Raw genomic sequence first — 22,154 nt, 5'->3', positions numbered from 1 at the left:
TGGGAGGAACCATGCTGCGGCACCGGGGAATGTCGATCGTGGTGCTGGTGGCGGCCCTGTTCGCCGTCAACGTCATCGCCCGCCTGATCATCCGGTTCGGCTTCGACGGCGACGACACCGCGCAGAGCGGCGCGTCGATCGCCATGTTCGGCGCGATCGGCCTGATCCTGGCCGCGGTGGCCTTCGTCCGCTCCCAGCGGGTCGCCCCCGCCGAGTGGCTGCCCGAGATCGGCGGCGGCGCGCTCGGTGGCATGCTGCTGACCGTCCTGGTGGGCCCGTTCATCAGCGGCGCGAACCCGTTCACGGAGTCCGGCGACTACTTCTTCTCGCAGATCGCGCTCTACGTCGGCTTCGCGGTGCTGGGCACGCTGATCGGCTTCTGGACCGCGATCATGCTGGGCCGCGACTTCCGCTCGCGCACGCTGAAGGCCTATCAGACGGCCCGGGCGCGCCAGCGCAGGGTCGTGCGGCGCTGAGGCCGTTTCGATTCACACGTACGCCCGGAGCGTCGAGCGTTCGCCCGGGGCGGGCCGCCGCAGTGGCGGCGCGGCCCGGGCGGTGGTCCCGGCGCGTGCAGCGCCTCACCCTGATTCAGTGCGCGCGGCGCTCCCCCAGGCGCGCAGCGGTCGCCGCGGGGGCTTCCCGGGTCAGATAGGTGTGGTGCGTGGTGAAGCCCAGCCGCTGATAGAGGGCGACCGCGCCGGTGTTGCGCTCCTCGACCTGCAGATAGGCCCGGGGCGCGCCGCGCTGCAGGGCCCACTGCCCGAGCGCCCGGGTCACGTGCGCCGCCAGCCCCTGCCGCCGGGCCGCCGGGGCGGTCTGCAGCAGCGCGATGCCCAGCCAGCGGGGAGCGCCGTCCGCGCTGCTGGTCACCGCCCCGCGCGCCACGGCGACGAGCGTGCCGGCGGCGTCGCGGACATGGGCGAAGACCGCCTCGGGCGTGCCCGTCAGGATCCGCTCCGCCGCGGCGGGGAGCGTGCCCTTGTGCTCGGCGACCATCGCGTACCAGTCGTCGGACGGGCGGTCGGCCAGCTCGGCGGGCGGCAGGTCGGTGCGGGCGGGGACGGCGTCGACCAGGGCGTCGACCCGCATGGTCTGCACCAGCGTGAGCGGCCGGGAAGTCCAGCCGCGCTCGTCCAGGGCGGCGCTGACCGGGGCGGCCAGGGGCATGGGCGTGTTGATGAGCGCCCGGCGGCCGCGGGCCGCGTACCACTCCTCGACGGCGTCGACGGCCGCATCGAGCGTGCGGTCGGGGTCGCCGATGGGCAGCGCCGAGTTGGCGCGGCCGGTCCAGCCGTCGGCCGAGCGCAGCAGCCAGGAGCCGAGGCGGGCCTGCACGGGCGCGGGCCAGGCGGCGTTGGCGGCCAGCTCGAGGTCGACGACGTCGGCGGCGGGCGGGCGGCGCGCGGCGGGCACCCGTTTCGCCCGGTGCACGTCTTTGAGCGGCACGCGCAGGGGACCCTTGGCGGTGGCGAGAGTGAGTTCGGTCTCGGTCAGCTCGACCAGCTCGCCCAGCGCGTCCGAGAAAAGGGGCCGATCCCGGGAAACACCCACAATTCGGCGAACCACGACCCGGTGTCCCACATCCTGCCGTCGGAGCACGTGCCACCTCCCTCGGGCGAGATACTAGGCTCTGCCCGTACGGTTCTGCTTTCCGCGCTGCCCGGGTGTGAGGCGCCCGGCCGGTGGGGAAGGCAGACGTGCGACCACCGATATGGGACATGACAATGCTCGTGACAGGCGCCGGCCTGGCGCGAGGAGCTCGGCCCTGGAAGGACTGACCCGTGACCTACATCATCGCTGAGCCCTGCCTCGATGTGCTCGACAAGGCGTGCATCGAAGAGTGCCCGGTCGACTGCATCTACGAGGGCAACCGGATGCTCTACATCCACCCCGATGAGTGCGTCGACTGCGGGGCCTGCGAGCCGGTCTGCCCGGTCGAGGCGATCTTCTACGAGGACGACGTCCCGGAGCAGTGGAAGGACTACACGAACGCGAACTACGAGTTCTTCGAGGACCTGGGCTCGCCCGGCGGCGCCTCGAAGCTCGGCAAGGTCGACAAGGACGCGACGTTCGTCGTGGCGCAGCCGCCGAAGGACGCGCACTGACCGTGCTGTCGGTCGCGCTTCCCGACTTCCCCTGGGACCTGCTGGAGCCGGCCAAGGCCGTCGCCGCCGCGCACCCGGACGGCATCGTCGACCTCTCGGTCGGCACGCCCGTCGACCCGGTGCCGGCGGCGATCCGGGCCGCCCTGGCCGACGCGTCCGACGCCCCCGGCTATCCGCTGACCGCCGGCACGCCGGCCCTGCGCGCCGCGATCTCCGCCTGGCTGCAGCGTGCGTGCGGCGTCGGCGCCGGCACCGACCCGATCACGCGCGACAATTCGGGCGCCTCGGGCGGCTCGTTGCCCGGCGGCTCGTCGCTCGGCGGCCGGGTCGCGCCGGGTGTGCTGCCCACGATCGGCTCCAAGGAGCTGGTCGCGTGGCTGCCGACGCTGCTCGGGGTGAAGCCCGGCGACGTGGTCGTGATCCCGCAGGTCTGCTATCCGACCTACGAGGTGGGCGCCCGGCTCGCCGGTGCCGAGGTGGTCCGCTCCGACTCGCTGACCGCCCTGGGCCCCGACCCGCGCGTGAAGCTGGTCTGGATCAACTCGCCGGGCAACCCGTCCGGTCGCGTCCTGCCCCGGGAGCACCTGCGCAAGGTCGTCGCCTGGGGTCGCGAGCGCGGCGCCCTGATCGTCAGCGACGAGTGCTACCTCTCGCTGGGCTGGGAGGAGACGCCGGTCTCGATCCTGTCCGACGAGGTCAGCGACGGTGACCACACCGGGCTCCTCGCCGTGCACTCGCTCTCGAAGCGGTCGAACCTCGCGGGCTACCGGGCCGGCTTCGTCGCCGGGGACCCCGCGGTGGTCAAGGAGCTGCTCGCGGTCCGCAAGCACGCGGGCATGATCGTCCCCGCGCCCGTCCAGGCGGCCATGATTGCGGCGCTGGCGGACGAGGAGCACGTGGCCGAGCAGCGGGCCCGCTACGAGTCCCGCCGGTCCGCCCTGCGCGCGGCGCTGACCGCGGCCGGGTTCCGCATCGAGCACTCGACCGCGGGCCTCTACCTGTGGTCGACCCGCGACGAGGACTGCTGGAAGACCGTCGACTGGCTGGCCGAGCGCGGCATCCTCGCCGCCCCGGGCGCCTTCTACGGCCCGGCCGCGGCCCAGCACGTCCGCATCGCCCTCACCGCCACCGACGAGCGCGTCGCCGCTGCGGTCGCCCGCCTCCAGGCCTGAGCCGCCGGGCCCGGATCATCCCGGGCCCGGCGTCCGCTCAGGCGTCGCCGGGCGTCTTGTCCGCGCGCTGCCCCGGGATCCGGGCGCCGTCCTGCTCGGCCTCTTCGGTCATGTCCCCGGCAGCATCCACCGGCTCCGTCCCGGCCGCCTCGCCGTCGCCGGCCGTCGCCGCCCCGGCCACTTCTCCCTGAACCGCCGTCGCCGCCCCGGCCGCTTCCCCCTGACCGACCGTCGCCGACCCGGCCGCTTCCCCCTGGATCGCCGTCGCTGAGGCCTGCAGTTCCCGGCTCACCTGCGGCTGGTCCACCCAGAGCGCCCGCAGTTGCCCCTGCATGAACGTGGTCAGCCGCGCCCGGTACTCCCGGTCGAACTCCTCCAGGCACTCGATCTGCCGCTGCAGGTCCTCGCGCCGGGTGCCGAGGCTGCCGACCACGTCCTCGTACCGCTGCTGGGCCTGCGCCCGCAGCTGCTCGGCCTGCTCCCGGGCCGCGCTCGTGATCTTGTGGGCCTGGGCCCGGGCCTCCGACACGATCTTGTCCGCGGACCGGCGGGCCTCGTCGTTGCGCTGCCGGACCTCGCGCGCCGACTTCTCGGCGTTCCGGCGCGCCTCGGCGAGCACCTGGTCGGCCTGACCGCGCACCTCCCGCGAGTGCTCCCGCGCGTCGTCGGCGATCTTCTCCGCGGCGGCCTGCGCGTCTGTCCGGATCTTGTCCGCCTGCCGGTGCGCGATGGCGACGTGCTCCTCGGCGGTGCGCTGCGCCAGGGTGAGCACCTGCAGGGCCTGGTTCGGCGGCATCACCGCGGGCACCACCATCGGGTGCTCGGAGGTCTTCGTCTCCGGGGACTGCGCCTGCAGAATGACCTTGAGGCGTTCCGCTGCCTGGTTCTCGCTCACGTGGGACCTCCTGTGACGTCACTGGGCCGCCGCTCCGGGCCGGTCAGCGGCATAACGGGGCAGTAGGCGGGAACGGCATGGTCCTGGCTGATTTTTGTCACTCACGTCTCGCCCCGGGACGGGCTAGCGTTGGCGCATGCCTGAGCAAGCGATGATCGTCGTCCGGGGCGAGGCCGTGCGGGAGGTGCCGCCGGAGATCGCCCAGTTCTCGGTCACCGTGTCCGCCCGGGACAAGGCCCGCGAGACCGCCCTGAGCCGCCTCGCCGAGCGCTCCGCGGAGCTGCGGACTCTCCTCGACGACCACGGGGACGTGATCGAGCGCCGCGAGACGAGCGGGGTGCAGGTGCATCCGGAGTTCAAGAAGGGCGAGCGCGTCGCCGCCTATGTGGGCAGTGTGAGCACGACCGTCACCGTGAGCGACTTCGCCGCCCTGGGCGAGCTGCTGCTGCGCCTGGCCGACACCGAGCTGACCAGCATCTCCGGGCCCTGGTGGCAGCTGCGGCCGGGCAGCCGCGCGGGCGCCGGGGTGCGGCAGGAGGCCGTGGCCGAGGCGTTGCGCCGGGCCCATGAATATGCGGCGGCGGTCGGCGCCCGGGTCGACCGGCTCGTCGAGATCAGCGACGAGGGCGCCGGCGGGGGCGGCCCGATGATGCGCACGATGGCGTTCGCCAAGGACACCGGCAGCGAGGAGCTCGACCTGGATCCCCAGCAGCAGACCGTCCACGCCGCGGTGACCGTCCGCGTGACCATCACCGAGCCGACGCTGCCGAGCCAGTGACCGCGCGCGACGCGGGTCCCGGACCACGCCGGTCTTGGGCGTGATGCCCGCGGCGCCGGCGCCGCTGGCGCGGTGACTGTGCGCGTGGTGATGACCGAGGCGGTTCGGCCGGGGCGGTGACCGCGCACGCGGTGATCAGTGGGCCGGCGGGGCCGGGGCGGTGAGCGCGCACGTGGTGATCAGTGGGCCGGCGCGGCCGGGGCGGTGAGCGCGCACCTGGTGATCAGTGGGCCGGCGCGGCCGGAGGTGGTGACCGTGTGCGTGACGGCCGGCGGGGCGGTGGCCGGGCGCCTGAGACGAGCCGGGCCAGCGGGGGCGGGGCGGTGACCGTGCGTGTGATGGTCGCCGGGCCGGCGGGGGCGGGGCGGTGATCGGGGGCGCGAGCGGAGCCGGGCCGGCGGCGGGCTGATCCGGACGTTTCGCCACGCGGGGCGCCCCGGATCGGCCAGACTCGGGCTCATGCGTCGTTTGTTGCTCCGGATCGCCAACGTGAACCCGGACAGCGTGACCACGCACTCCGACCGGGTGCTCTACTGCTCGATCGGGATCTTCATGATCCTCTACTTCGGGTACGGGACGGTGGGCGGCGCCGCGTTCGTCGACGCCAGCTCCAACTACACGCACCCGTGGTGGCAGTGGCTGGTGGGCGCGGTCGTGGCGAGCGGCGTCATCGCGTACGACCGGGCGGTGGTCGGCCGCGTGGCGATCAACTATCAGAACCTCGAGTCGCCCGACCCGGCGGACCTGCTCCGCAAGCCGACCGTCGGACTCTACGCCGGCCGCCTCTGCCTGGCGCTGCTGTTCGCCGCGCTGATCACCGAGCCGCTGATGCTGGCCCGCTACCAGGGCGAGATCGACGCGCGGCTCAACGAGGTGCACAACGAGCAGATCAGCGAGATCGAGGTCAGCGGGGCGATCGCCGCGTACGACGCCCGGCTGCAGATCCTCAAGCGCGAGACCGCCGCCGACGACGCCGCCGTGCAGGCGCTCAACACGCGCGCCGCCGAGAAGCGCCGGGACGCCCGCCAGCTCTACCAGCAGGCGCTCGCCGACTCGGAGGGCGACGGCGTGTCGCGCAAGTCGGGCTGCCCGGCGGGCGGCTACTGCGACAAGCTCGTGCAGCGCTCCCGCGGCCTCGACGACCAGGCCGCCGCGCTGGACAAGCAGGCCGCGGAGCTGCAGCGGTCGCAGCAGGAGGCGCGCGACTCCCGCGCCCGCGAGGCGGCGGACCTCACGGCCAAGATCAGCAATCAGCGTACGGCCAACGCGGAGGCCATCCGCGCCGACTCCGGCTTCGGCGCCCGCACGGCGGCCATGTGGTACCTGGTCAGCAGCGACTTCTGGGGCATCGGCATCTTCTACATCGGCATCGCCCTGCTGCTCGTGGCCCTGGACTGCGCGGCGGTCGGGCTGAAGTTCGCCTCGCACGGCAACGCCTACGAGCGGATCGAGGCCCGCGCCGCCCGGGGCCAGGAGCACGAGGCCGCCATCGGCTACGAGCAGGGCCTGCGCGACGCCCGCCGCTACGCCGAGGCGGCCGCCCGGGTCATGGCCGAGAGCATCGGCAAGGCGTCCCGCGACGAGGAGCTCGCCGAGATGGCCATGGAACGCGCCCGCACCCACCTGTACGACAGCGTCGCCTCGAGCGTCCTCCCGCCGCTGTCGCCCGTCGCCTTCCTGGAGCGGCACCCAGCAGCCCGCCCCGCGACCCGTCCGTCCGCCCGCTCGGCCGTTCACCCCGCCGCTCAGCCGGCTCACGAAGTGGCGGATCGCCTCCGGGCCTGACGGCGGACTACCATGTCACTCCGGCGCTCCGCCTGCCCACGCTCTGTCATCGGCGGCGCGCCCGCTCCACCGGCGGGCCCCTCACGCGAGGGGCCCGTCATCGTTTGAAAGAGCCGTAAGCCGTTTATCTCTTTCAGGGGAGCGGCTCGCCGATCGGCCTAATCCTTCCGGACAAGCAGTTTCCCCACGGCCGCTCCCGGCGCAAGGTCATTCATTTCCGGCGGCCCGTCCGGAGCCGCTCCGGCAGCCCGCCGCGACCAAACTGTGCTAGCCCGGCTCCGCCCCTGATCAACCGGGGTCGTCCCGTCCTTCCTAGAAGGCCGTGAAAACACCGCGTCCCCCGGGCGGATTAGTCCGGCAAGCCCGTCACCGGGGGCCGGAAGAACGATCGACCCACCCACGCCGATCGTCCATCTTTGTCGCAGCGCCGGAACGCTTCGAGCCCCGGCCTCACCCGATTCTTCCGCGCATCCCACCGTCGGCCGACGCCGGTGGTGCGACCGTGCGCGACCAATTCGTTCCGGGAGGAACATCCATGAGCAAGACCGCCAAGCGTTCCGCCGTCATCGCCACCGTCGCCGCCATCGCGGTGGGCGGGCTGGGCGTCACCGCTTGGGCCGCCGGCTGGTTCGCCGAGGGCACCGCGACCGGCACCGCGCAAAGCGAGGACATCAAGCCTCTCTCGGCGACGATCACCCTCGACGGCAAGATCTTCCCGGGTGCGAAGCGCAACGCGATCGTCAAGGTGAACAACCCGAACGAGTTCAAGGTCGCGCTCAACAAGGCAGAGGCGCCGACGTTCACCGCGAGGAAGCTGAGCGACAACTCGAACAACACTGCCTGTGCCAGCAAGTTGACGGCGAGCGTCATCAAGTTCGGTGGGCTGGACGGCTCGACCACGATTGCGGGCAAGGCGGAGGGCCAGGAGATCAAGCTGCCGGTCGAGATCCTCGACATCGACCAGGCCTGCGCCGGATCCGAGCTCAGCATGACCATGAAGTTCGGTGGCACCAGCGTGGTCTGACCCCATGACCCGGTGGGCGGAGAGGGGCTCCGCCCACCGTCCTACCCCCGGAAGGAGATGGGTGTGCCGTACTGGCGCATCGGTGCCGTCGGCGCCGGCCTCGTGGCGGTCGTGCTGGCCACAGGCGGGAACGGTCCCGCGACCGACGGAACCATCGAGCTGGCCTCCCGCGGCACCCCGGCCTCGCACGGCGGCACCTTCTCGGTGCGGGCCCGCCCGGTGACGGGCCTCTATCCGGGGGTGGTGAAGCCGATGGTGGTGACGCTGCGGAATCCGTACGACTTCGATCTGCGCGTCACCACCCTCGGCGGCAAGGTGACCGACTCGTCGAGGCGCTCCTGCCGCCCGGGCGGGCGAACCGTGTCGGCGCGACCCTATGCCGGGCGCCTCCCGGTGGTCGTGCCGGCGCGCAGCACGAGGGAGGTGGGCGCCGTGCCGATCGCGATGTCGCCCGAGGCCCCGGAGCGGTGCCGGCGGACCACGTTCGAGGTGCTGGTGACCGGCCGGGCGACCAGGGTGGCCCGATGAGGACCGCGAAGACCCTCGCCACGGTGTCCGTGGCCGTCGCCGTGGCCCTCGGGGGCAGCGTGTACGCGTTCGCCGGCTGGTCGGCGGCCACGCCCACCGCTGTCCTGCGGCTGCGCACGGCCGAGATGCCGGCCGGGAACGTGCCCAGCGTCGCGAAGGCCGGCCGGAACGCCGTCGTCACCTGGGCACCGTCCACCCTGGCCGCGGGGGTACGGGCGCAGAGCTACACCGTCGTGCGGACAGGCGCCGGCGGCCCGGCCGTCGTCTGCCCGAAGGTCACCACGACGACGTGCCGCGACCTGGCGGTGCCCGGCGGGACGTGGGCGTGGCAGGTCCGGCCCGCGTACGAGGGGTGGACCGGCGAGCTCAGCGGTCCGAGCGTGCCCCTGACCTTCGCCGGCCCGCCGGAGATCGCGGCGGTGGCGCGGATGGGGTCTCCGTCGCCGGAGGGGTCGCCGGCCGCCACGACCCGGCCGCCGGTCCCGTCGGTCACCACGGCGAGTCCCGCACCCGCGAAGGTCGCGCCGAGCGAGCCGGCGCCGCCCTCGGACGAGCCCGAGGTGCCGGTGCCGACGACCGCCGTGCCCGCTCTGCCGTCCGTGGTCCCGGCGCCGAGCGACGGCACCGGCACCGCCGGCGGTGAATAAGTCCCTCCCCGGGTCGCAGCCCCGGTCCCCACGCACCATGGGGGCCGGGGCTGTGCCGTGCCACCATGCGGCACCCTTCGTGCACCATCTGCACCGATCACCGACCGCGTCGCACAAACCCACTCCGAGGAATTAGGCCGGTCGGCAGCGAACGCACAAACGATTCCCGGATGCGGCCGGCCCGCGCGTTTGCCACAGTGGTCGGCAGGACGGCGCAACGGGGACGTGAGAGCCGTTTCCGGCCGGGTCGCAAGTTGCAGTTTGCGTTTCCGCGGGCGCTGGGTTAACGCGGCCCGCTAAAACCTTTCATCCGGCCCGCGGCAACCCCGTGACCTTGCGCGTTCGTCCCTCTCGCGGATTAGGCCGCTCGGGCGCTCCTGCCCATTTTCTGCCCGCTCCTGTACGGACGGTTCACCGATCGCAGCGGGGGCCGGTTTCGGGCACCGTAGTTCCACGAACCCCGAACCACCGTCGTGCAGGAGGAAGACCCCATGCGGACCGAGGATGGCGTAGCAAGCCGCGGCGTTCCGGCGTCGCACATCACCCTCGAGCGCGGCGAGGAAGAGACGGTCGAGCTGGGCGCCCGCAAGCGGTCCCGCTTCGACCGGCGTACCCGGATGATCCTGGCCGTGGCGGCGATCGCGGCGGCGGCGGTCAACGCGGGCGCCGGCTGGACCTACTGGCGTCTGACCGGCGACGAGCCCGCCGCCGGCAGCGCCACGGCTGAGGTCGTGCTGCAGCTGCGGGGCCGCTCGGACTATGCCGTCCCGCTGCGGCCCGGCGCCACCGGCGACCTGACCGTGACCGTCGCCAACGCCAACGGCTTCCCGATCCGGATCGCCGAGGTGCGTCCCGGCACGGGCAACGCCGTCGCCGACGCCGAACGCCGCGACGCGGGCTGCGAGCGCACCGGCGTCGCCTTCACCCGCCCGGCCTTCCCGGTCGACTGGCGGGTCGCCGCCAACAACGTCGCGGTCTTCACGGTCCCCGGCGGCCTCAGCATGAGCACGAACGCCGACCCGGCCTGCCGCGGCGGCTACTTCACGATTCCGGTGCAGGCCTCGGGCGACAGGGACTGACCGTCCGCGTCTCGCTGTCGTAGCTGCGCGCGGCGACGAACATCCCGCGAGCCGGCGCCAGCCCGCGCAGCACCGGCTCGTACTCGCCGGGGTCCTTCACCCGCAGCGCCAGGCTCACGTGCGGCACCCACGGCCGATCGCTCCCCATCGCCTCGGCCACCGCGGCCCGCATGGCCTCCAGCTCCGCCGAGGCGCTCACCCGCCACGCGACCGCATGCCCGAAAAGGACCACCCCTTCCAGTACGGCCGGCAGCGGCAGCCCCGCCACCGCAGCCACCGCCTCAGGGGTCAGCGAGGCGCCCGTGGCCAGCGTCAGGTGCGGCCTGTTCGTCGGGTGCCCGTGGGTGGCGAGGCTCTTGAGCCCGGCCGCCCGCAACCGCTCCCACACGGCCCGCACCGTCCGGTCCAGCTCGTCGTCCAAGGTCAGCTCGACGGTGTGCACCGGCCCACCCTAAGGGAGCTGGGCGGATATCACAGGCAACACCCCCGCGGGCCGTTTTTACCAAAACTTAAGGCTCATCATCGGCGGAACGTCCGGTGGTGGGAAAAAGCTGGTCGGCTGGCTTCCAGGTGGTTTCCCGTGCGTCTGATGTCCGATTTTGCAGCACGATGGTCATCATGGTCAGGAATCGGAAGACAGAGTGATCGGCGGACGAATGCGAAATGCTCTCACCGGCCGGGCGGCAGCGGTGGGGCGGCCTGCGGTGGAATTGATTATGCCCGTGCTCGACCGAGAGGACGACATCGACCGTCTTCTCGCCGGCGCCGCGGGCTGCCTGCGGCGGCTGACCGTGCCGGCGTCGATCGCTGTGGTGGACCGAGGCTCCAGCGACCGCACCGTCGAGACCGTGGACCGGGTCATGGCCAGGTGCGACGTGCCCATCCGGGTGCTGGGCTGCTCGGCTCCGGGGTGGGGCAGCGCGATGCTGCGTGGCATCACGACCACTGCCGCCCGCTGGGTGCTCTGTGGGGTGCCGGAGGCGCTCCTGCCGGACGTCAGGCCCGGCCTGGAGCGGGCCCTGCGGCTCCTGCGTACGGGTGATCATGTCGTTTCCATCGCCACGGAAGAGTGCGGCGGGGCCCTTTTCGAGACGTCGGTCGCGATGCTGCTGTTTGGTGAACAACTGCCGGACGAGCCGTTGCTCCTCCCCGAGGTCAAGGATGTGCCGGGGCATGCGGGAATCCGCTCGGTGACTCTCGCGGCAGAAATGCGGGAAGCGGAAGACGGAGATCGGTACGCAGTCCTGGAAATGGTGGCGAGGTGAGCCGGCGGTATCGCGCCGAGCCCGGGGACCATCTGGTCTGGCTCAACTTCAAGGACTCGGTGCACCCGCATGCCGGAGGCGCCGAGGAGTACATGCATCAAGTCACCGCGCGGCTCGCGAACGAGGGGCAGCGCGTCACCATCGTGACGTCACGGCCGCGCGGCGCGGCCCGCAGAGCGCACGTGCCGGGTGCGATGATCCGCCGGCTGGGCGGCTCGTACTCGGTCTACCCACTCGCGCTGCTGTGGCTGCTCCGCCACCGCCATGAGATCGACGGCATCGTCGACACCTGCAACGGCATCCCGTTCTTCGCGCCCCTCGCCGTCGGCCGCCGGGTGCCCGTGCTGGTGCTCATCCACCACGTGCACCAGTCCATGTTCGCCCAGCACTTTCGCTTTCCGCTGGCGCAGATCGGCCGCTGGCTCGAACGCGTGGGCAATCGCCGGGTCTACGGCGACCGCACCATCGCGGTCGTGTCGCCGTCCTCCCGGACCGAGGTACGCCGGGTGCTGGGTCTGTCGGGGCCCGTCTTCGTCGCCGCCAACGGGCAGGAACCGCTGGCCGTACCGGACGCCGTGCGCTCGGCCGCACCCCGCATCGTCAGCGTCGGCCGGTTGGCGCCGCACAAGCGCTGGGACCTGCTGCTGCGGTCGATGCCCCGGGTGGCCGAGCTGATCCCGGACGTCGAGTTGCACCTCATCGGCGACGGTCCCTGCCGCGGTGAGCTGGAGATGTTGATCGGCCGGCTGGGTTTGTCCGACCGAGTGACATTGCACGGGCGGCTCTCGCACGAGCGTCGGAACCGGCTGCTTGCCTCCGCCTGGCTCACGGTGTGCACCTCCGAGGTCGAGGGGTGGGGACTCGCGGTCACGGAGGCCATGAGCCTGGGCGTCCCCGCAGTGGTTCTGGCCTCGCCGGGGCTTCGCGACTCGGTGCGTGACCGCTCGACAGGCTGGGTCGTCGACCGGCACCAGCACCTGGCCGGACAGATCACCTCGGCCCTGTTCGAGCTGGAGGACCGAGGGGCGGTAGCGGCCTGGGCGCGGCGATGCCGTACCTGGGCGGCCCGCTTCACCTGGGACGCGACTGCCGATCGGATCGCGGGCCTGCTCAGCACGGAGGACGCCCGGCGGGCCGGCGACGACCGCCGCCCGACGTGCGATCTCTCGACCGTGGTGGAGCTGCCCGTGGAGCAGGCCGCCCGGATCGACTTCGGACGGTTGCGCGGCGTCGACCAGATCGACTGGGACGGCGCCGGGGCACCGGAGGGCATGCGGGTCAGGCTGCTGCTAGCCGGCTATGACGAGGGCGACGCGGCGGCTCTGCTGCGCCGCTTCGGAGCCGATCCGGCGGCTGCGGACATCCGGGTGGCGCGCCCCGCCGATCTGCTGGGCTGGCGGCGTACGGGCGGCGACCGGGGCCGCCCCTTGCAGGACTTTTTCCGAGGCCACAGCGCCGCGACGACGAGCATGCAGAGGACGACATGACGAGCAGGGTCGCCATCCTGGGCAGCAGCAGTTCCTTGGGGCTCGGCGTGGGCGGGCACTCCTACGCGGTCCGGTACGCCGAGCGGCTCGGGCCGGAGACGGAGGTCCTCCAGCTCTCCCGCTCGGCGCTGACGGTGGCGGAGGTCACCGACGAGATGATCCGGCAGGTCCGCGATTTCCGGCCGGACGTAGTGGTTCTCTCCTTCGGCGCTGCTGAGGGACACGTGCACCCGAGCCGGCTGCTCCAGGCGCTGCTGGACCGGTACGGTCCGGCCGGCTGGCGGGGGCCGGCGGGGTTGAACCCCCGGCCGTACTTCTCGCGCGGCCGGGCGAAGCGGCTCCGGCAGCTGGTGATGTCCCGGTCCAAGGTCGCCCTGAAGCGGCTCATCATCCGGGCCACCGGAGGTTTTCACCGGATGCCGTCGGACCAGTTCGCGGCCCGCCTGCGTGAGGTGCTCGACGCGTTGGGCGGCGTCCCGAAGGTGCTGGTCGGGTTGTGGCAGGTCGACGAGGTCATGTTTCCGAGGACCAACGCGTTGCTCAGGCACCACGACGACCTGTTGCAGGCGATCGCCGCCGAGAGGGTGGACGTGTCGTTCGTCGCGACTGCCGGCCTGGTCCGCTACTGGGACGACTTTCTTGAGGACCGGGCTCACCTCAACGATGCCGGTCATGACCGGGTCGCCGGGATGCTGCCCGAGCTTCCGGCTCCGGGCGGGACAAGCGGCCGTACGTCCGGCAAGCGCGCCGCCACCGCCCGGTGAGCCTCCTCGACGTCCGTGCGCCCGGGGACAACGGCGACGCCGGGCAGGCGGCTGCCTCCCTGTCACCGGGGAGGAGCCGCTGGGCGTACGCGAGCATCATGGTCGTCGCCGCGGCGGTCTATCTGGTCAACCTCGATCAAGCCCTCGACTTCGATCTCGATGAAGTCATGTATTCCCTTGCCGGGCAGAACGTCGCCGCCTCGGGCTCGGTGTCATGGGGAGCTGAGCCGGTCAGCGTGCATCCTCCGATGCACTTTCTGCTGGTCGGGCTCTGGACGTTGGTCACCGGAACGGCCCATGGGCCGATCATCGATGCCCTTTACGCGGCACGCCTGCTCGGCGCGGTGTTCAGCATCCTGACCGTCGCCATGACGGGCCTGCTGGCGCGCCGGTTCACCACCGACAGCCGGTTGATCGCGGCGGCGATGGGACTGGTCGCGCTCGACGGCTTCCTCGTGCGCTTCGGCCGGACTGCTCTGATCGAGCCCACCGCGGTCCTGGCCGGTGTCGTGGTCGTCTACCTGGCCGTACGGCTGCGGACCGCGTCCGAGCCCCGGTACGTCGTCGTGGTCGGGCTCGCTTCAGGTGTCGCGCTGCTCGTCAAGGAGCCGCTGCTCTTCACCGTCCTCGTGCCGGTCGCCGCCGCCGTGCTGGAGCACGACGGGCGGCAGGTGCGCCGGTCGGCGGCCGCCGTCCTGGTCGGACTGCTGGTCTGGGGGGTTTTCCCGCTGTGGGCAGTCACCGGCGGCGCCGGGGCATGGTGGCTGTCCGAGCACGACATCAGCCTGCGACGGATCAGCGGACTGCTCCAGGTGAGCGGGCTCAACCGGCCCGGAGTCTCGTCGACCGGCGTCTTCGGGGACACCTTCGTCACGTACGCGGGCGGGTATCTGATCTTCGCTCTGGGTGCTGCCGGTCTGCTGGCGCTCGCCTACCGTGGCGGGCTCTTCCACCGGCGCCGGCTCGCGGCAGGGCCCGCGACCCTGGTCGCCTTCGGCCTGCTGAGCTACGCCTTCCTGGCCTACTGTGTCGTGCTCGGCCAGGCGAACGAACAACTGACCGCGTATTCCGCCGTGCCCGCGGTGCTGCTCACAGTGCTCGCCTGGGGTTCGCGCCCACCGAAGGCGCTCGTGGCCGCATGGCTCATTGCCGCGCTGGTGGGGGTGGCCACCTGGACCTTCACCGTGGCGCTCGCGCGCGATGACGCCACGGCGCGGATGGGTCGTTATCTCACCGCGAACGCGGCATGTGCACCTGTCAATGCCACTGGCAACGCTCTGCGGTGGGCGCCGGTGCTGTCTCGAAACCACGTCGAGGCCTACCGCGACGGAGACACTGCCGTGGCGGCCGGTGTACGCCTCTTTCTGCTCTCGCCCAAGGACAGCAGGATGCGGTACGGCACGAGCTCGCCGGAGCTGGACGCGTTCGTCCGCAGCCACGGGGCGCCGGTCGTCGCGTTCGCAAGCCGCCGTTACGAGCGGATCGAGCTGTGGCAGGTCTCCGGCCCGATCCGGGGCGAAGCGGCTGTCACCTGCGGAAACTCTCGGCCGCCGGTCTCGTCCCAGGCGTCGGCGCCAAGCTTCCTCATGTTGTTCGGCGCTGTGCTCCTCCTGGGAGCCACGGCCTCGACGGGCGCCCGTGCAGCCCGGCGGCGTGCTTCGTGACCGCCGTTCTCGAGGAGCCGGTCCGCGCCCGGGGCAGCGGTGCGGGCTGGCTGCTGCTGGCGACGAGCGGAGCGGGAGTTGTCAACTACGGGTACGCCCTGCTGCTCACCCACGGCCTCGCGCCCACCCAGTACGCAGCCTTCGCCGCGGGGCAGGCTCTGCTCATGGTCCGGGCGGCCGTGTCCGGTGCCGGCGTCCCCTGGCTCCTCGCTCGCGAGCTGAGCCGGAGGCCGGACGATCGCCGGTGGCACGTCACGGTGACGAGCTTCGCGTTCTGGGCCAACGTCGCCCTGGGCACCGCGCTCACCGTTCCTGTCACCGGTGCGGTGCTGATCTTCGGCGATGTCCGGGACGCTGCCGTCGTGGCCTGCGCCTCGCTGCTCATGTCGATGGGATCGACCGGCATGGGCTTCCTGCAGGGGGCCGGCCGGATGGAGCTGATGGCGGCCCTGCTGACCTTGGAAGCGGTGATCAAGGCCGGTACCGGCATCGCGCTGGTCTTCGCCTGCCATCTCGGCTCGGCCGGCGCCCTGGCCGGGTTCGTCGCGGGCAGTGCTGTGCTGCTGATCCCGGTGCCGATGTTCCGGCGCCTGGTAGGCCGCCCGAGGTGGCGCGCGGCCGAAGCCGGATTGTGTACCGCTGTGCTCCGGCAGACGCGGATGCAGGCGTCGGTCGCCGTCACCGCTGCCGGGGACACCGTGCTCGTCGGCGTGCTCGGCCTCGGCCCGGCTGGAGGGGCGCCCTATCAGGCAGCCTCCGCCCTCGGCCGGGTGCCGCTGTTCGCCGCCAACGCCGTGTCGACCGCGGTGTTCCCCCAGCTCAGCCGGGACGGATCGGCCGAACGGAAGGCGGGTGCGCTGCGGACGTACCTGCTCGTGGGCACGGCGATGACCGGGGTGCTGGTGACGTTGCCGCCGGAGCTCCGGTCCGTCCTCTTCCCGGACACCTTCGCGGCCGTCGGGCGCTGGTTGCCGTACGCGGCGATTCTGGGGCTGTTGATCGGTCTCTTCAATCTGTGTGTCACCTTCCTGCAGGCCGAAGACGGGCACAGGCATACCGCCCGATTGCTGACCGGGATCACGGTGGCCTATCTCGGCACGGTGACATCCGCCGCGACGGTGGCCGGCGTGCCGGGTCTCGCTCGCAGCGCGGTCGTCGCCGGAGCACTCGCGGTGGTGACCTTGTCGATGCTTCCCGCGGTGCGGCCGGGCTGGCACGTCTTGATCGCGTCCCGCCGAGACCTCGGTGCGGTCGCGGGGGTGCTGGCTTTCGCGGGAGTGCTCGCGGTCGTCGGTGATCCGGTCCTCTGGTCCGGCATCGCAGTTCTCGGCGGCCTGACGGTCCTGGCGAGCAGCTTTCCCGAGCTCTTGCCCCGGAGACGCCGATGACCGTGTGCATCGGCATCGACGGACGGGTGCTCACCGACCGCTACCACGGGATCGGGCGGGTCGCCTACGAGTGGATCCGCGAGCTGTCCCGCATGCCGGACGTCCGGCTGGTGGTGTTCACCGGGACCGGCCACACTCGCCGGTTCGACCTGGGCGCTCTGGCGCGTGAGCCTTCGGTCAGTGTCAGGCCCGTGCCGGCAGGCCCGGTCGACGTGCGGCAGTGGTGGCGCTGGCGCCGGCTGCTGCGGAGTTCCGGGGTGCAGGTGATGGTGTATCCGTACCACCTCGGCGCCTCGCCGATAGCCGGAACGCCGAGCCTGGCCCTGGTGCACGACTGCATATTCGAGGCCGACCCGCGCTTCGCTCCCTCGCCCCGGGTCCGGCTGGCCTATCGGCTGTTCACATCGTTGATCGTCCGGACCTCGGCGGTGGCGACGGTCAGCGCGGCCTCCGGCCGAGAGGTCGAGCGATGGTACGGCCGCCGGGTGCCCAGCGGCCATGTCATCCCGAACGGCGTGGACCTGGACCGGCGCGGCACCCCCGACGGCAGGCGACGGCTGCGGGACGAGTTCGGCCTGGAACCCGGGTACGTCCTGCATGTCGGAGCCCAGCGACCGCACAAGAACGTACCGGTGCTGGTGGAGGCGATCGCGAAGGTGCCGGAGACCCGGCTGGTTCTCGTCGGGAGCGCCGACGAGCGCTTTTCCGACGAGGTGGGTGCCGCGATCACCCGGCATGGCGTGGGGGACCGCGTCACCCGGTTGTCCTTCGTGCCCGAGGACCTGCTGGGGAGCCTGTACGCGGCGGCCGGGATGTTCGCGTACCCGTCCCTGGTCGAGGGCTTCGGCCTGCCCGTGCTCGAGGCGATGGTGGCGGATACGCCGGTGCTCGCCGCCGATGTCCCCGTGCTGCGGGAGGTCGGCGGCGATGCGGCGCAGTACGTCACTCCGGAAAGTGCGACGGCGTGGGCGGCTGCGATCGCCGGCCTGCACACCGATGCCGAGCTCCGGTCCAGACTGGTGGCCGCCGGTGCCGCCCACGCCGCACAGTTCACGTGGTGTGCCGCCGCGGCGCGGCTGGCCGGTGCCTGCGGCGCCCTGGCGAAGGACTATCGGGCCGCCGCCAGATAGCGCGAGCTGCCGATGATGTCGGTGGCTGCCAGCCGCACGATGTAGAGCGTAGCCAGGTCGTTCTGCTGGGCCTGCGCCATGACGGCGGGCAGCTGGGCGGGCAGGCAGACGTGGCTGGTCTCGGCCATGGCCCGCAGACCCTTGCCGCGCGCGAGCCCGGCCAGATAGGCAACGGTGTTCGCGTTCTCCGCCCAGGTGCCGTAGACCACGACCTTCGGGTCCTTCAGCGCGGCGACCTGGCGTGTGGCGTCGTACCCTCGCTGCACCTCGCCGTTGATCTCCGGGCTCGACGTGCCGGCGAGGTTGGTGGCGACGGCCTTGTCGAAGTCACCGCTCCGCATGCCGTAGGAGGGGTAGAGGACCGCGGCGGTTCCCGCGAAGCCGGCCTGCCGCAGCGCGGCGATCTGCCAGTTCTGGTACGCGGCGAGCGAGTTCAGGTACCACTTGAGGAATCGGCCCGCCTGTCCCTTCGGGCTCGGCTGCCCCGGCTTCCACTGAGGCGCCGGGTTGCTCAGCCTGGCGTTGATGTCGAACGCGTAGTAGAGGTTGCGCAGCTTGCCCGTCGCCGGGTCCAGCTTGAACGGGTAGGTCAACTCGCCCCAGTGACCTCCGCCCACCCGCACGATGGAGAACCCCGTGCCGAGGCGCGCGAAGACCTTCTTGAGGTAACGCGTCGCCAGCGGGCGGTACTGGGTCCCGAAGACCAGGTTGGGCTCGTCCGAGTCGGCGTAGGTTTCGCCGTTCTGGTCCACGTAGCGGGCACCGGGCAGCGCCAGCAGCCAGGCCGGGGCGTTCTGGACGCCGGTGTTGAAGGAGATCGTGTAGCCGAGCGCCTTGAGGCCGGCGATGCGGGCGGCGACCGAGTCCAGGTACCTCTCGTCGTACTGACCGCGGACGGGCTCCGCCTTCGCCCACTCCATCTCGACGAGCGCGTCGGCGGCACTTCCCGCCGAGTGCATGCTCGTCATGTCCGCGTCGGAGTAGTTGCCGATGATGCCGAGGGACGGAGCCGTGGCCGGCGTGGCGGAGGCGGCCCGGGCCGCGCTGGGGACGAAGGAGGCAAGGGCGAGAGCGGCGGCGGCCACGGCGGCGATCTTTGACTTCACACCGGGACCTTCGGCGCGGCCGGGGGCGGGGCGGGTTGACGACGGGGTGCGGGCGGGTAGCGGGTCGCACTACGCTGCCGCGCATGGAACACCACACCCGGCCGGCCGGCATGCCGCCGACGCACAACTACAGCCACGCGGTGTCGTTCACCGGCACGATGGTCGTGGTCTCCGGGCAGGTGCCGCTCGACGAGGACGGGCGGCTGGTCGGTGCCGACGACGCGGCCGAGCAGACGCGGCAGGTGTTCCGGAATCTGCGGGCGGCCCTCGCCGCGGCAGGGTGTGACCTGAGCCACGTCGTCAAGCTGACGGTGTTCCTCGTCAACATGGGTGATCTCGCCGACTTCCGCCGGGTGCGGGACGAGCTGATCGACCCGGCGCGGCCGCCGGCGAGCTCGCTGGTGCAGGTCAGCGGGCTGGTGCACCCGGATTTCCGGATCGAGGTGGAGGCGATCGCGGCCCGCCCCTGAGCCGCGGACCCGGGTCCCGATACTCTTCCCCCCTACGCGGTGGCCCGGCGGCCACCCGCCGAGCCGGAGGACGAGCGTGGACTGGACGATGGTCGAGCGCCTGCTCGATCTCGCCCGTGCACACCTCGGCTGCGAGATCGCCGTGCTCTCCGACATCGAGGGCGGCCGGCAGGTGGTCCGGGCGGTCAGCGGCGACACCGACCTGTTCGAGCCCGGCTCGGTGCTCACCGACTCGTTCTGCCTGCGGGTGTTCCACGGGCTGCTGCCCGCCATGGTCACCGACACGCGGCGCGACTTCGCGACCCGGGACCTGGAGATCACGACGCGGCAGGGCATCGGCTCGTACGCGGGCGTGCCCTGGCAGAACGAGGACGGCACCCGCACCGGGGTCCTGTGCTGCCTGAGCCGGACGCCCGACCCGCGCCTCGGCGACGACTCGATCCGCTTCCTGAGCCTGCTGGGCGGCCTCATCGGCGAGCAGGTGGACAGCTCGTCCGCCCAGCCCGAGCACGAGGACGCCCGGGCGCTGCGCGACGTCCTGCGCGAGCGCGCCCTGCGGGTCGTCTTCCAGCCCGTGGTGCGCCTCGCCGACGCGACCACCGTCGGCTACGAGGCGCTGGCCCGCTTCGACCTGGCGACCTTCCCGACCCCGGCGCACGCCTTCGCCGCGGCGGGCCAGACCGGCCTCGGCGTCGCCCTGGAGCTGCTGGCGATCGAGCGGGCCTTCGAGGCGCTGCCCGACGTGCCGCCCGGCCGCACGCTGGGCGTCAACCTCTCCGCCGAGGCGCTGCTCAACCCCGCGGTGCAGGAGACCGTGCTGGCCCACGCGGACAGCGACATCTGCGTCGAGGTCACCGAGCACACCCAGGTCGAGGACTATCCCGCCCTCAACGAGGTCACCAACCGCCTGCGCGCCGCGGGGGTCCAGATCGTCGTCGACGACGCGGGCGCGGGCTTCGCCAGCCTCCAGCACATCCTCCAGCTGCGCCCGGACATCATCAAACTCGACATCAGCCTCACCCGCGACATCGACCGCGACCCCGTCCGCACGGCCCTGGCCCGCTCGCTGGTCTCCTTCGCCGGCGAGGTGGGCGCCCGCCTGGTCGCCGAGGGCATCGAGACCGAGGCCGAGCACGACAAGCTTCGCGCCATCGGCGTCGACCTGGGCCAGGGCTACTACCTCGCCAAGCCCGGCCCGCTGCCCTGATCGGCTGTGCGGGGGGATCGACCGCCGGTTCAGGCGGCCCGCTCCGCCTCCCGCCGGAGGGTGGCCCGGGCAAAGTCGCCAGGCTCAGTGCCCGCGCGGGCCACTTCAACGCCGGACGGGGACCAGATGCCCGAGCGGCCCGCATTGTCCAGGTAGCCGTCGCCCGTCGGGCCGGCGAAGCTGGCGATCGCCACCCACACGCCGTGCTCGGTGCTGATGCGCCGGGCGCGCTGCTCGTGCACGTGTGCGTCCTCGGCCAGGTCGAGCGCACCCGCGACGTACGCGTCCATGCCCAGGGCCGCGGTCTGCTCCTGGTGAGCGGGCACGCCGGTGTCCTTGCAGAGGGCGAGGCCCAGCCGCCAGCCGTCCACTTCGAGCACCGCGGGGGCCGGGCCCGGGCGGAAGTGCTGCGGCTCGTGCCCGGCCACATTCATCTTCCGGTACGCCACCCGCGCCCCGGCGCCGTCCACAGCGAGCAGCGCCAGGAAGCGGTCCTCGACGGGCGCACTGGCGATCGCGACCGTGCCGGTGTCCGCGCACGCCTCGATCAGGGGACGCAGGCGTGGATCGTCCATGGCCACGGCCGGGGCGTCCAGTTCGTACCCGGTGAGGGACAGCTCGGGGAAGACGACCACGCGCGCCCGGGCGGCCCGGACCAGGCCGGCGTGCGCGTGGGCGTTCGCCTCGACGTCGAGGGCCCGGCAGACCGGCTGAGCCACGGCGAGAACAAGCTCAGCGGCGGACCCACCCTCCCGCGCATGCGGCTCGGTGGTGGACCCGTCGCGTGGCTCAGCGGTGGACCCACTCTCCCGCGCATGCGGCTCGGCGGTGGACCCGTCGCGTGGCTCAGTGGTGGGCACGGACGCCTGCTCGTGCCGCGCCGGCCAGGGAGGTCTCGAGGCGGGAGGCCTGGACGAGGAAGCGGTGGGCGGTCGCGGTGAAGTGCCCGTACGTGCGGATCAGCGCGTCCATCCGGCGCAGCGCCCGGTCGTACTTCTCCACACTGAAGTCGCGGACCTGCCACGGCACCGCCCGCAGCTGGTAGACGACGGCTCCTATGTCGTGGAACGTGAGCGGCACCCGCTCCTCGCGCACGTCCGTCACCGTCAGCCCGGCGGCCTGGAGGGCGCGGACCGCCGTCTCGGCGTCCCAGGCGCGCGGGTGCGGGGGCGGCGCGCCGAGCTCGGCGTTCAGGTCGGCCAGGTCGTCGCTGCCCACCTGCTGGCTGAGCAGCGTGCCGCCGGGTGCGAGCAGCCGGGCCACGTCGTCGGCGGGCAGCCGGCCGTGCCGGCTCAGCACCACGTCGAACTCGTTCTCCCCGCCGGGCAGCTCGGTGACCACCGACACCCCGAAGGGCCGCAGCCGGTCGCGGGCCACGGGCACGTTCGGCGCCCAGCTCTCCACCGCGACCGTGTGCGCGGGCAGCGGCGCCAGCTCGGCCAGCAGCTCACCGCCGCCGGTGTCCAGGTCGAGCAGGCTGCCCGCGTGCCGGACCAGGGGGCGGGCCAGCTCCGGGAACGCCCACGAGGGGTCCGAGCCCACCGCCCGCCCGTCCAGCCAGGCGAATTCCCACCCCGTGATCGGTACGCCGGCCGCCTCGCTCACGAGCTGCTCGTACTGCCGTGCGAAACCCATGGCAGCGACGGTAACCGCACGA

The 22,154-nt window shown here is 72.4% G+C and carries 23 protein-coding genes; 17 read left to right on the top strand and 6 right to left on the bottom strand.

Annotated elements, in window-relative coordinates:
* The first annotated feature begins 11 nt into the window (after positions 1-11).
* Positions 12-476 (top strand): hypothetical protein, encoded by a 465-nt coding sequence (locus tag RBH18_RS02705; RefSeq protein WP_306204227.1) that lies wholly within the window; start codon positions 12-14, stop codon positions 474-476.
* A gap of 115 nt (positions 477-591) precedes the next feature.
* Here RBH18_RS02705 and RBH18_RS02700 read toward each other — a convergent pair whose 3' ends face one another.
* Positions 592-1,602, bottom strand: a complete 1,011-nt coding sequence (locus RBH18_RS02700; protein WP_306204224.1) for a GNAT family N-acetyltransferase — start codon at positions 1,600-1,602, stop codon at positions 592-594.
* Between the two features lie 182 nt (positions 1,603-1,784).
* On the opposite strand from RBH18_RS02700, the gene fdxA reads away from it, so the two are divergent.
* Both fdxA and dapC read left to right on the top strand, forming a co-directional pair.
* Positions 1,785-2,108, top strand: a complete 324-nt coding sequence (gene fdxA, locus RBH18_RS02695; protein WP_306204223.1) for a ferredoxin — start codon at positions 1,785-1,787, stop codon at positions 2,106-2,108.
* Positions 2,105-3,280, top strand: a complete 1,176-nt coding sequence (dapC, locus tag RBH18_RS02690; RefSeq protein WP_306204330.1) for a succinyldiaminopimelate transaminase — start codon at positions 2,105-2,107, stop codon at positions 3,278-3,280. The genes fdxA and dapC overlap by 4 nt, the downstream gene beginning before the upstream one ends.
* 37 nt (positions 3,281-3,317) lie before the next feature.
* Here dapC and RBH18_RS02685 read toward each other — a convergent pair whose 3' ends face one another.
* Positions 3,318-4,175 carry a hypothetical protein gene (locus RBH18_RS02685; RefSeq protein WP_306204222.1) on the bottom strand — a complete coding sequence of 286 codons (858 nt, stop codon included), beginning with the start codon at positions 4,173-4,175 and terminating at the stop codon, positions 3,318-3,320.
* A gap of 136 nt (positions 4,176-4,311) precedes the next feature.
* Here RBH18_RS02685 and RBH18_RS02680 point away from each other — a divergent pair, with 136 nt between their 5' ends.
* The 6 genes from RBH18_RS02680 (at position 4,312) to RBH18_RS02655 (ending at position 10,016) form a co-directional block, all read left to right on the top strand.
* A complete protein-coding gene (locus RBH18_RS02680) occupies positions 4,312-4,953 on the top strand; it encodes an SIMPL domain-containing protein (protein WP_306204221.1) in 642 nt (213 codons plus the stop codon).
* Between the two features lie 459 nt (positions 4,954-5,412).
* The gene (locus RBH18_RS02675; RefSeq protein WP_306204220.1) at positions 5,413-6,738 is read left to right on the top strand and encodes a DUF4407 domain-containing protein; all 1,326 of its coding nucleotides are present in this window, start codon (positions 5,413-5,415) and stop codon (positions 6,736-6,738) included.
* A gap of 535 nt (positions 6,739-7,273) precedes the next feature.
* Positions 7,274-7,762: a hypothetical protein gene (locus tag RBH18_RS02670; protein WP_306204219.1), complete on the top strand. Its 489-nt coding sequence runs from the start codon at positions 7,274-7,276 to the stop codon at positions 7,760-7,762.
* A 63-nt stretch (positions 7,763-7,825) separates the two neighbouring features.
* The gene (locus RBH18_RS02665; protein WP_306204218.1) at positions 7,826-8,290 is read left to right on the top strand and encodes a hypothetical protein; all 465 of its coding nucleotides are present in this window, start codon (positions 7,826-7,828) and stop codon (positions 8,288-8,290) included.
* Positions 8,287-8,937, top strand: coding sequence for a hypothetical protein (locus RBH18_RS02660; protein WP_306204217.1), 651 nt, complete (start codon positions 8,287-8,289; stop codon positions 8,935-8,937). Before RBH18_RS02665 ends, RBH18_RS02660 begins: the two co-directional genes overlap by 4 nt.
* A gap of 491 nt (positions 8,938-9,428) precedes the next feature.
* The gene (locus RBH18_RS02655) at positions 9,429-10,016 is read left to right on the top strand and encodes a hypothetical protein (protein ID WP_306204216.1); all 588 of its coding nucleotides are present in this window, start codon (positions 9,429-9,431) and stop codon (positions 10,014-10,016) included.
* Here RBH18_RS02655 and RBH18_RS02650 read toward each other — a convergent pair.
* Positions 9,979-10,458, bottom strand: coding sequence for a 2'-5' RNA ligase family protein (locus tag RBH18_RS02650; RefSeq protein WP_306204215.1), 480 nt, complete (start codon positions 10,456-10,458; stop codon positions 9,979-9,981). The two genes, RBH18_RS02655 and RBH18_RS02650, sit on opposite strands and share 38 nt — an antisense overlap.
* Before the next feature lie 274 nt (positions 10,459-10,732).
* Between RBH18_RS02650 and RBH18_RS02645 the strand changes: the two genes are divergently transcribed.
* The 6 genes from RBH18_RS02645 to RBH18_RS02620 are packed head-to-tail and all read left to right on the top strand — an operon-like array spanning position 10,733 to position 17,714.
* The gene (locus RBH18_RS02645; RefSeq protein WP_306204214.1) at positions 10,733-11,281 is read left to right on the top strand and encodes a glycosyltransferase family 2 protein; all 549 of its coding nucleotides are present in this window, start codon (positions 10,733-10,735) and stop codon (positions 11,279-11,281) included.
* The gene (locus RBH18_RS02640; RefSeq protein ID WP_306204213.1) at positions 11,278-12,768 is read left to right on the top strand and encodes a glycosyltransferase family 4 protein; all 1,491 of its coding nucleotides are present in this window, start codon (positions 11,278-11,280) and stop codon (positions 12,766-12,768) included. Before RBH18_RS02645 ends, RBH18_RS02640 begins: the two co-directional genes overlap by 4 nt.
* The gene (locus RBH18_RS02635) at positions 12,765-13,532 is read left to right on the top strand and encodes an SGNH/GDSL hydrolase family protein (RefSeq protein ID WP_306204212.1); all 768 of its coding nucleotides are present in this window, start codon (positions 12,765-12,767) and stop codon (positions 13,530-13,532) included. The genes RBH18_RS02640 and RBH18_RS02635 overlap by 4 nt, the downstream gene beginning before the upstream one ends.
* Complete coding sequence (locus RBH18_RS02630; protein ID WP_306204211.1) at positions 13,529-15,196, top strand: phospholipid carrier-dependent glycosyltransferase; 1,668 nt, start codon at positions 13,529-13,531, stop codon at positions 15,194-15,196. Before RBH18_RS02635 ends, RBH18_RS02630 begins: the two co-directional genes overlap by 4 nt.
* Positions 15,193-16,584, top strand: a complete 1,392-nt coding sequence (locus RBH18_RS02625; RefSeq protein WP_306204210.1) for a lipopolysaccharide biosynthesis protein — start codon at positions 15,193-15,195, stop codon at positions 16,582-16,584. The genes RBH18_RS02630 and RBH18_RS02625 overlap by 4 nt, the downstream gene beginning before the upstream one ends.
* Positions 16,581-17,714 (top strand): glycosyltransferase family 4 protein, encoded by a 1,134-nt coding sequence (locus RBH18_RS02620; RefSeq protein WP_306204209.1) that lies wholly within the window; start codon positions 16,581-16,583, stop codon positions 17,712-17,714. Before RBH18_RS02625 ends, RBH18_RS02620 begins: the two co-directional genes overlap by 4 nt.
* Here RBH18_RS02620 and RBH18_RS02615 read toward each other — a convergent pair.
* Positions 17,693-18,820 (bottom strand): beta-galactosidase, encoded by a 1,128-nt coding sequence (locus RBH18_RS02615; protein ID WP_306204208.1) that lies wholly within the window; start codon positions 18,818-18,820, stop codon positions 17,693-17,695. The two genes, RBH18_RS02620 and RBH18_RS02615, sit on opposite strands and share 22 nt — an antisense overlap.
* 83 nt (positions 18,821-18,903) lie before the next feature.
* Here RBH18_RS02615 and RBH18_RS02610 point away from each other — a divergent pair, with 83 nt between their 5' ends.
* Both RBH18_RS02610 and RBH18_RS02605 read left to right on the top strand, forming a co-directional pair.
* On the top strand, positions 18,904-19,290 hold the full coding sequence (locus RBH18_RS02610; RefSeq protein WP_306204207.1) for a RidA family protein: 387 nt from the start codon (positions 18,904-18,906) through the stop codon (positions 19,288-19,290).
* A gap of 76 nt (positions 19,291-19,366) precedes the next feature.
* Entirely contained in the window at positions 19,367-20,497 is a 1,131-nt protein-coding gene (locus RBH18_RS02605) for a sensor domain-containing phosphodiesterase (RefSeq protein WP_306204206.1), read from the top strand.
* 29 nt (positions 20,498-20,526) lie between these two features.
* On the opposite strand, the gene RBH18_RS02600 is transcribed toward RBH18_RS02605, so the two are convergent.
* Together RBH18_RS02600 and RBH18_RS02595 are read right to left on the bottom strand one after the other, a co-directional pair.
* Positions 20,527-21,216: a carbon-nitrogen hydrolase family protein gene (locus RBH18_RS02600; RefSeq protein ID WP_306204205.1), complete on the bottom strand. Its 690-nt coding sequence runs from the start codon at positions 21,214-21,216 to the stop codon at positions 20,527-20,529.
* A 127-nt stretch (positions 21,217-21,343) separates the two neighbouring features.
* Positions 21,344-22,132 carry a class I SAM-dependent methyltransferase gene (locus RBH18_RS02595; protein ID WP_306204204.1) on the bottom strand — a complete coding sequence of 263 codons (789 nt, stop codon included), beginning with the start codon at positions 22,130-22,132 and terminating at the stop codon, positions 21,344-21,346.
* Positions 22,133-22,154: the final 22 nt, after the last annotated feature.

It is taken from the genome of Actinoplanes oryzae (assembly GCF_030757795.1).
Lineage (GTDB): Bacteria > Actinomycetota > Actinomycetes > Mycobacteriales > Micromonosporaceae > Actinoplanes.
This window is presented reverse-complemented; position numbering and strand designations above follow the sequence as displayed.

What these genes read in the sequence shown, in the direction of transcription:
- RBH18_RS02705 (WP_306204227.1), top strand. Translation starts at nt 12, where the DNA reads ATGCTGCGGCACCGGGGAATGTCGATCGTGGTGCTGGTGGCGGCCCTG.
- RBH18_RS02680 (WP_306204221.1), top strand. Translation starts at nt 4,312, where the DNA reads ATGCCTGAGCAAGCGATGATCGTCGTCCGGGGCGAGGCCGTGCGGGAG.
- RBH18_RS02675 (WP_306204220.1), top strand. Translation starts at nt 5,413, where the DNA reads ATGCGTCGTTTGTTGCTCCGGATCGCCAACGTGAACCCGGACAGCGTG.
- RBH18_RS02670 (WP_306204219.1), top strand. Translation starts at nt 7,274, where the DNA reads ATGAGCAAGACCGCCAAGCGTTCCGCCGTCATCGCCACCGTCGCCGCC.
- RBH18_RS02660 (WP_306204217.1), top strand. Translation starts at nt 8,287, where the DNA reads ATGAGGACCGCGAAGACCCTCGCCACGGTGTCCGTGGCCGTCGCCGTG.
- RBH18_RS02655 (WP_306204216.1), top strand. Translation starts at nt 9,429, where the DNA reads ATGCGGACCGAGGATGGCGTAGCAAGCCGCGGCGTTCCGGCGTCGCAC.
- RBH18_RS02645 (WP_306204214.1), top strand. Translation starts at nt 10,733, where the DNA reads ATGCCCGTGCTCGACCGAGAGGACGACATCGACCGTCTTCTCGCCGGC.
- RBH18_RS02635 (WP_306204212.1), top strand. Translation starts at nt 12,765, where the DNA reads ATGACGAGCAGGGTCGCCATCCTGGGCAGCAGCAGTTCCTTGGGGCTC.
- RBH18_RS02620 (WP_306204209.1), top strand. Translation starts at nt 16,581, where the DNA reads ATGACCGTGTGCATCGGCATCGACGGACGGGTGCTCACCGACCGCTAC.
- RBH18_RS02610 (WP_306204207.1), top strand. Translation starts at nt 18,904, where the DNA reads ATGGAACACCACACCCGGCCGGCCGGCATGCCGCCGACGCACAACTAC.
- RBH18_RS02595 (WP_306204204.1), bottom strand. Translation starts at nt 22,132, where the DNA reads ATGGGTTTCGCACGGCAGTACGAGCAGCTCGTGAGCGAGGCGGCCGGC.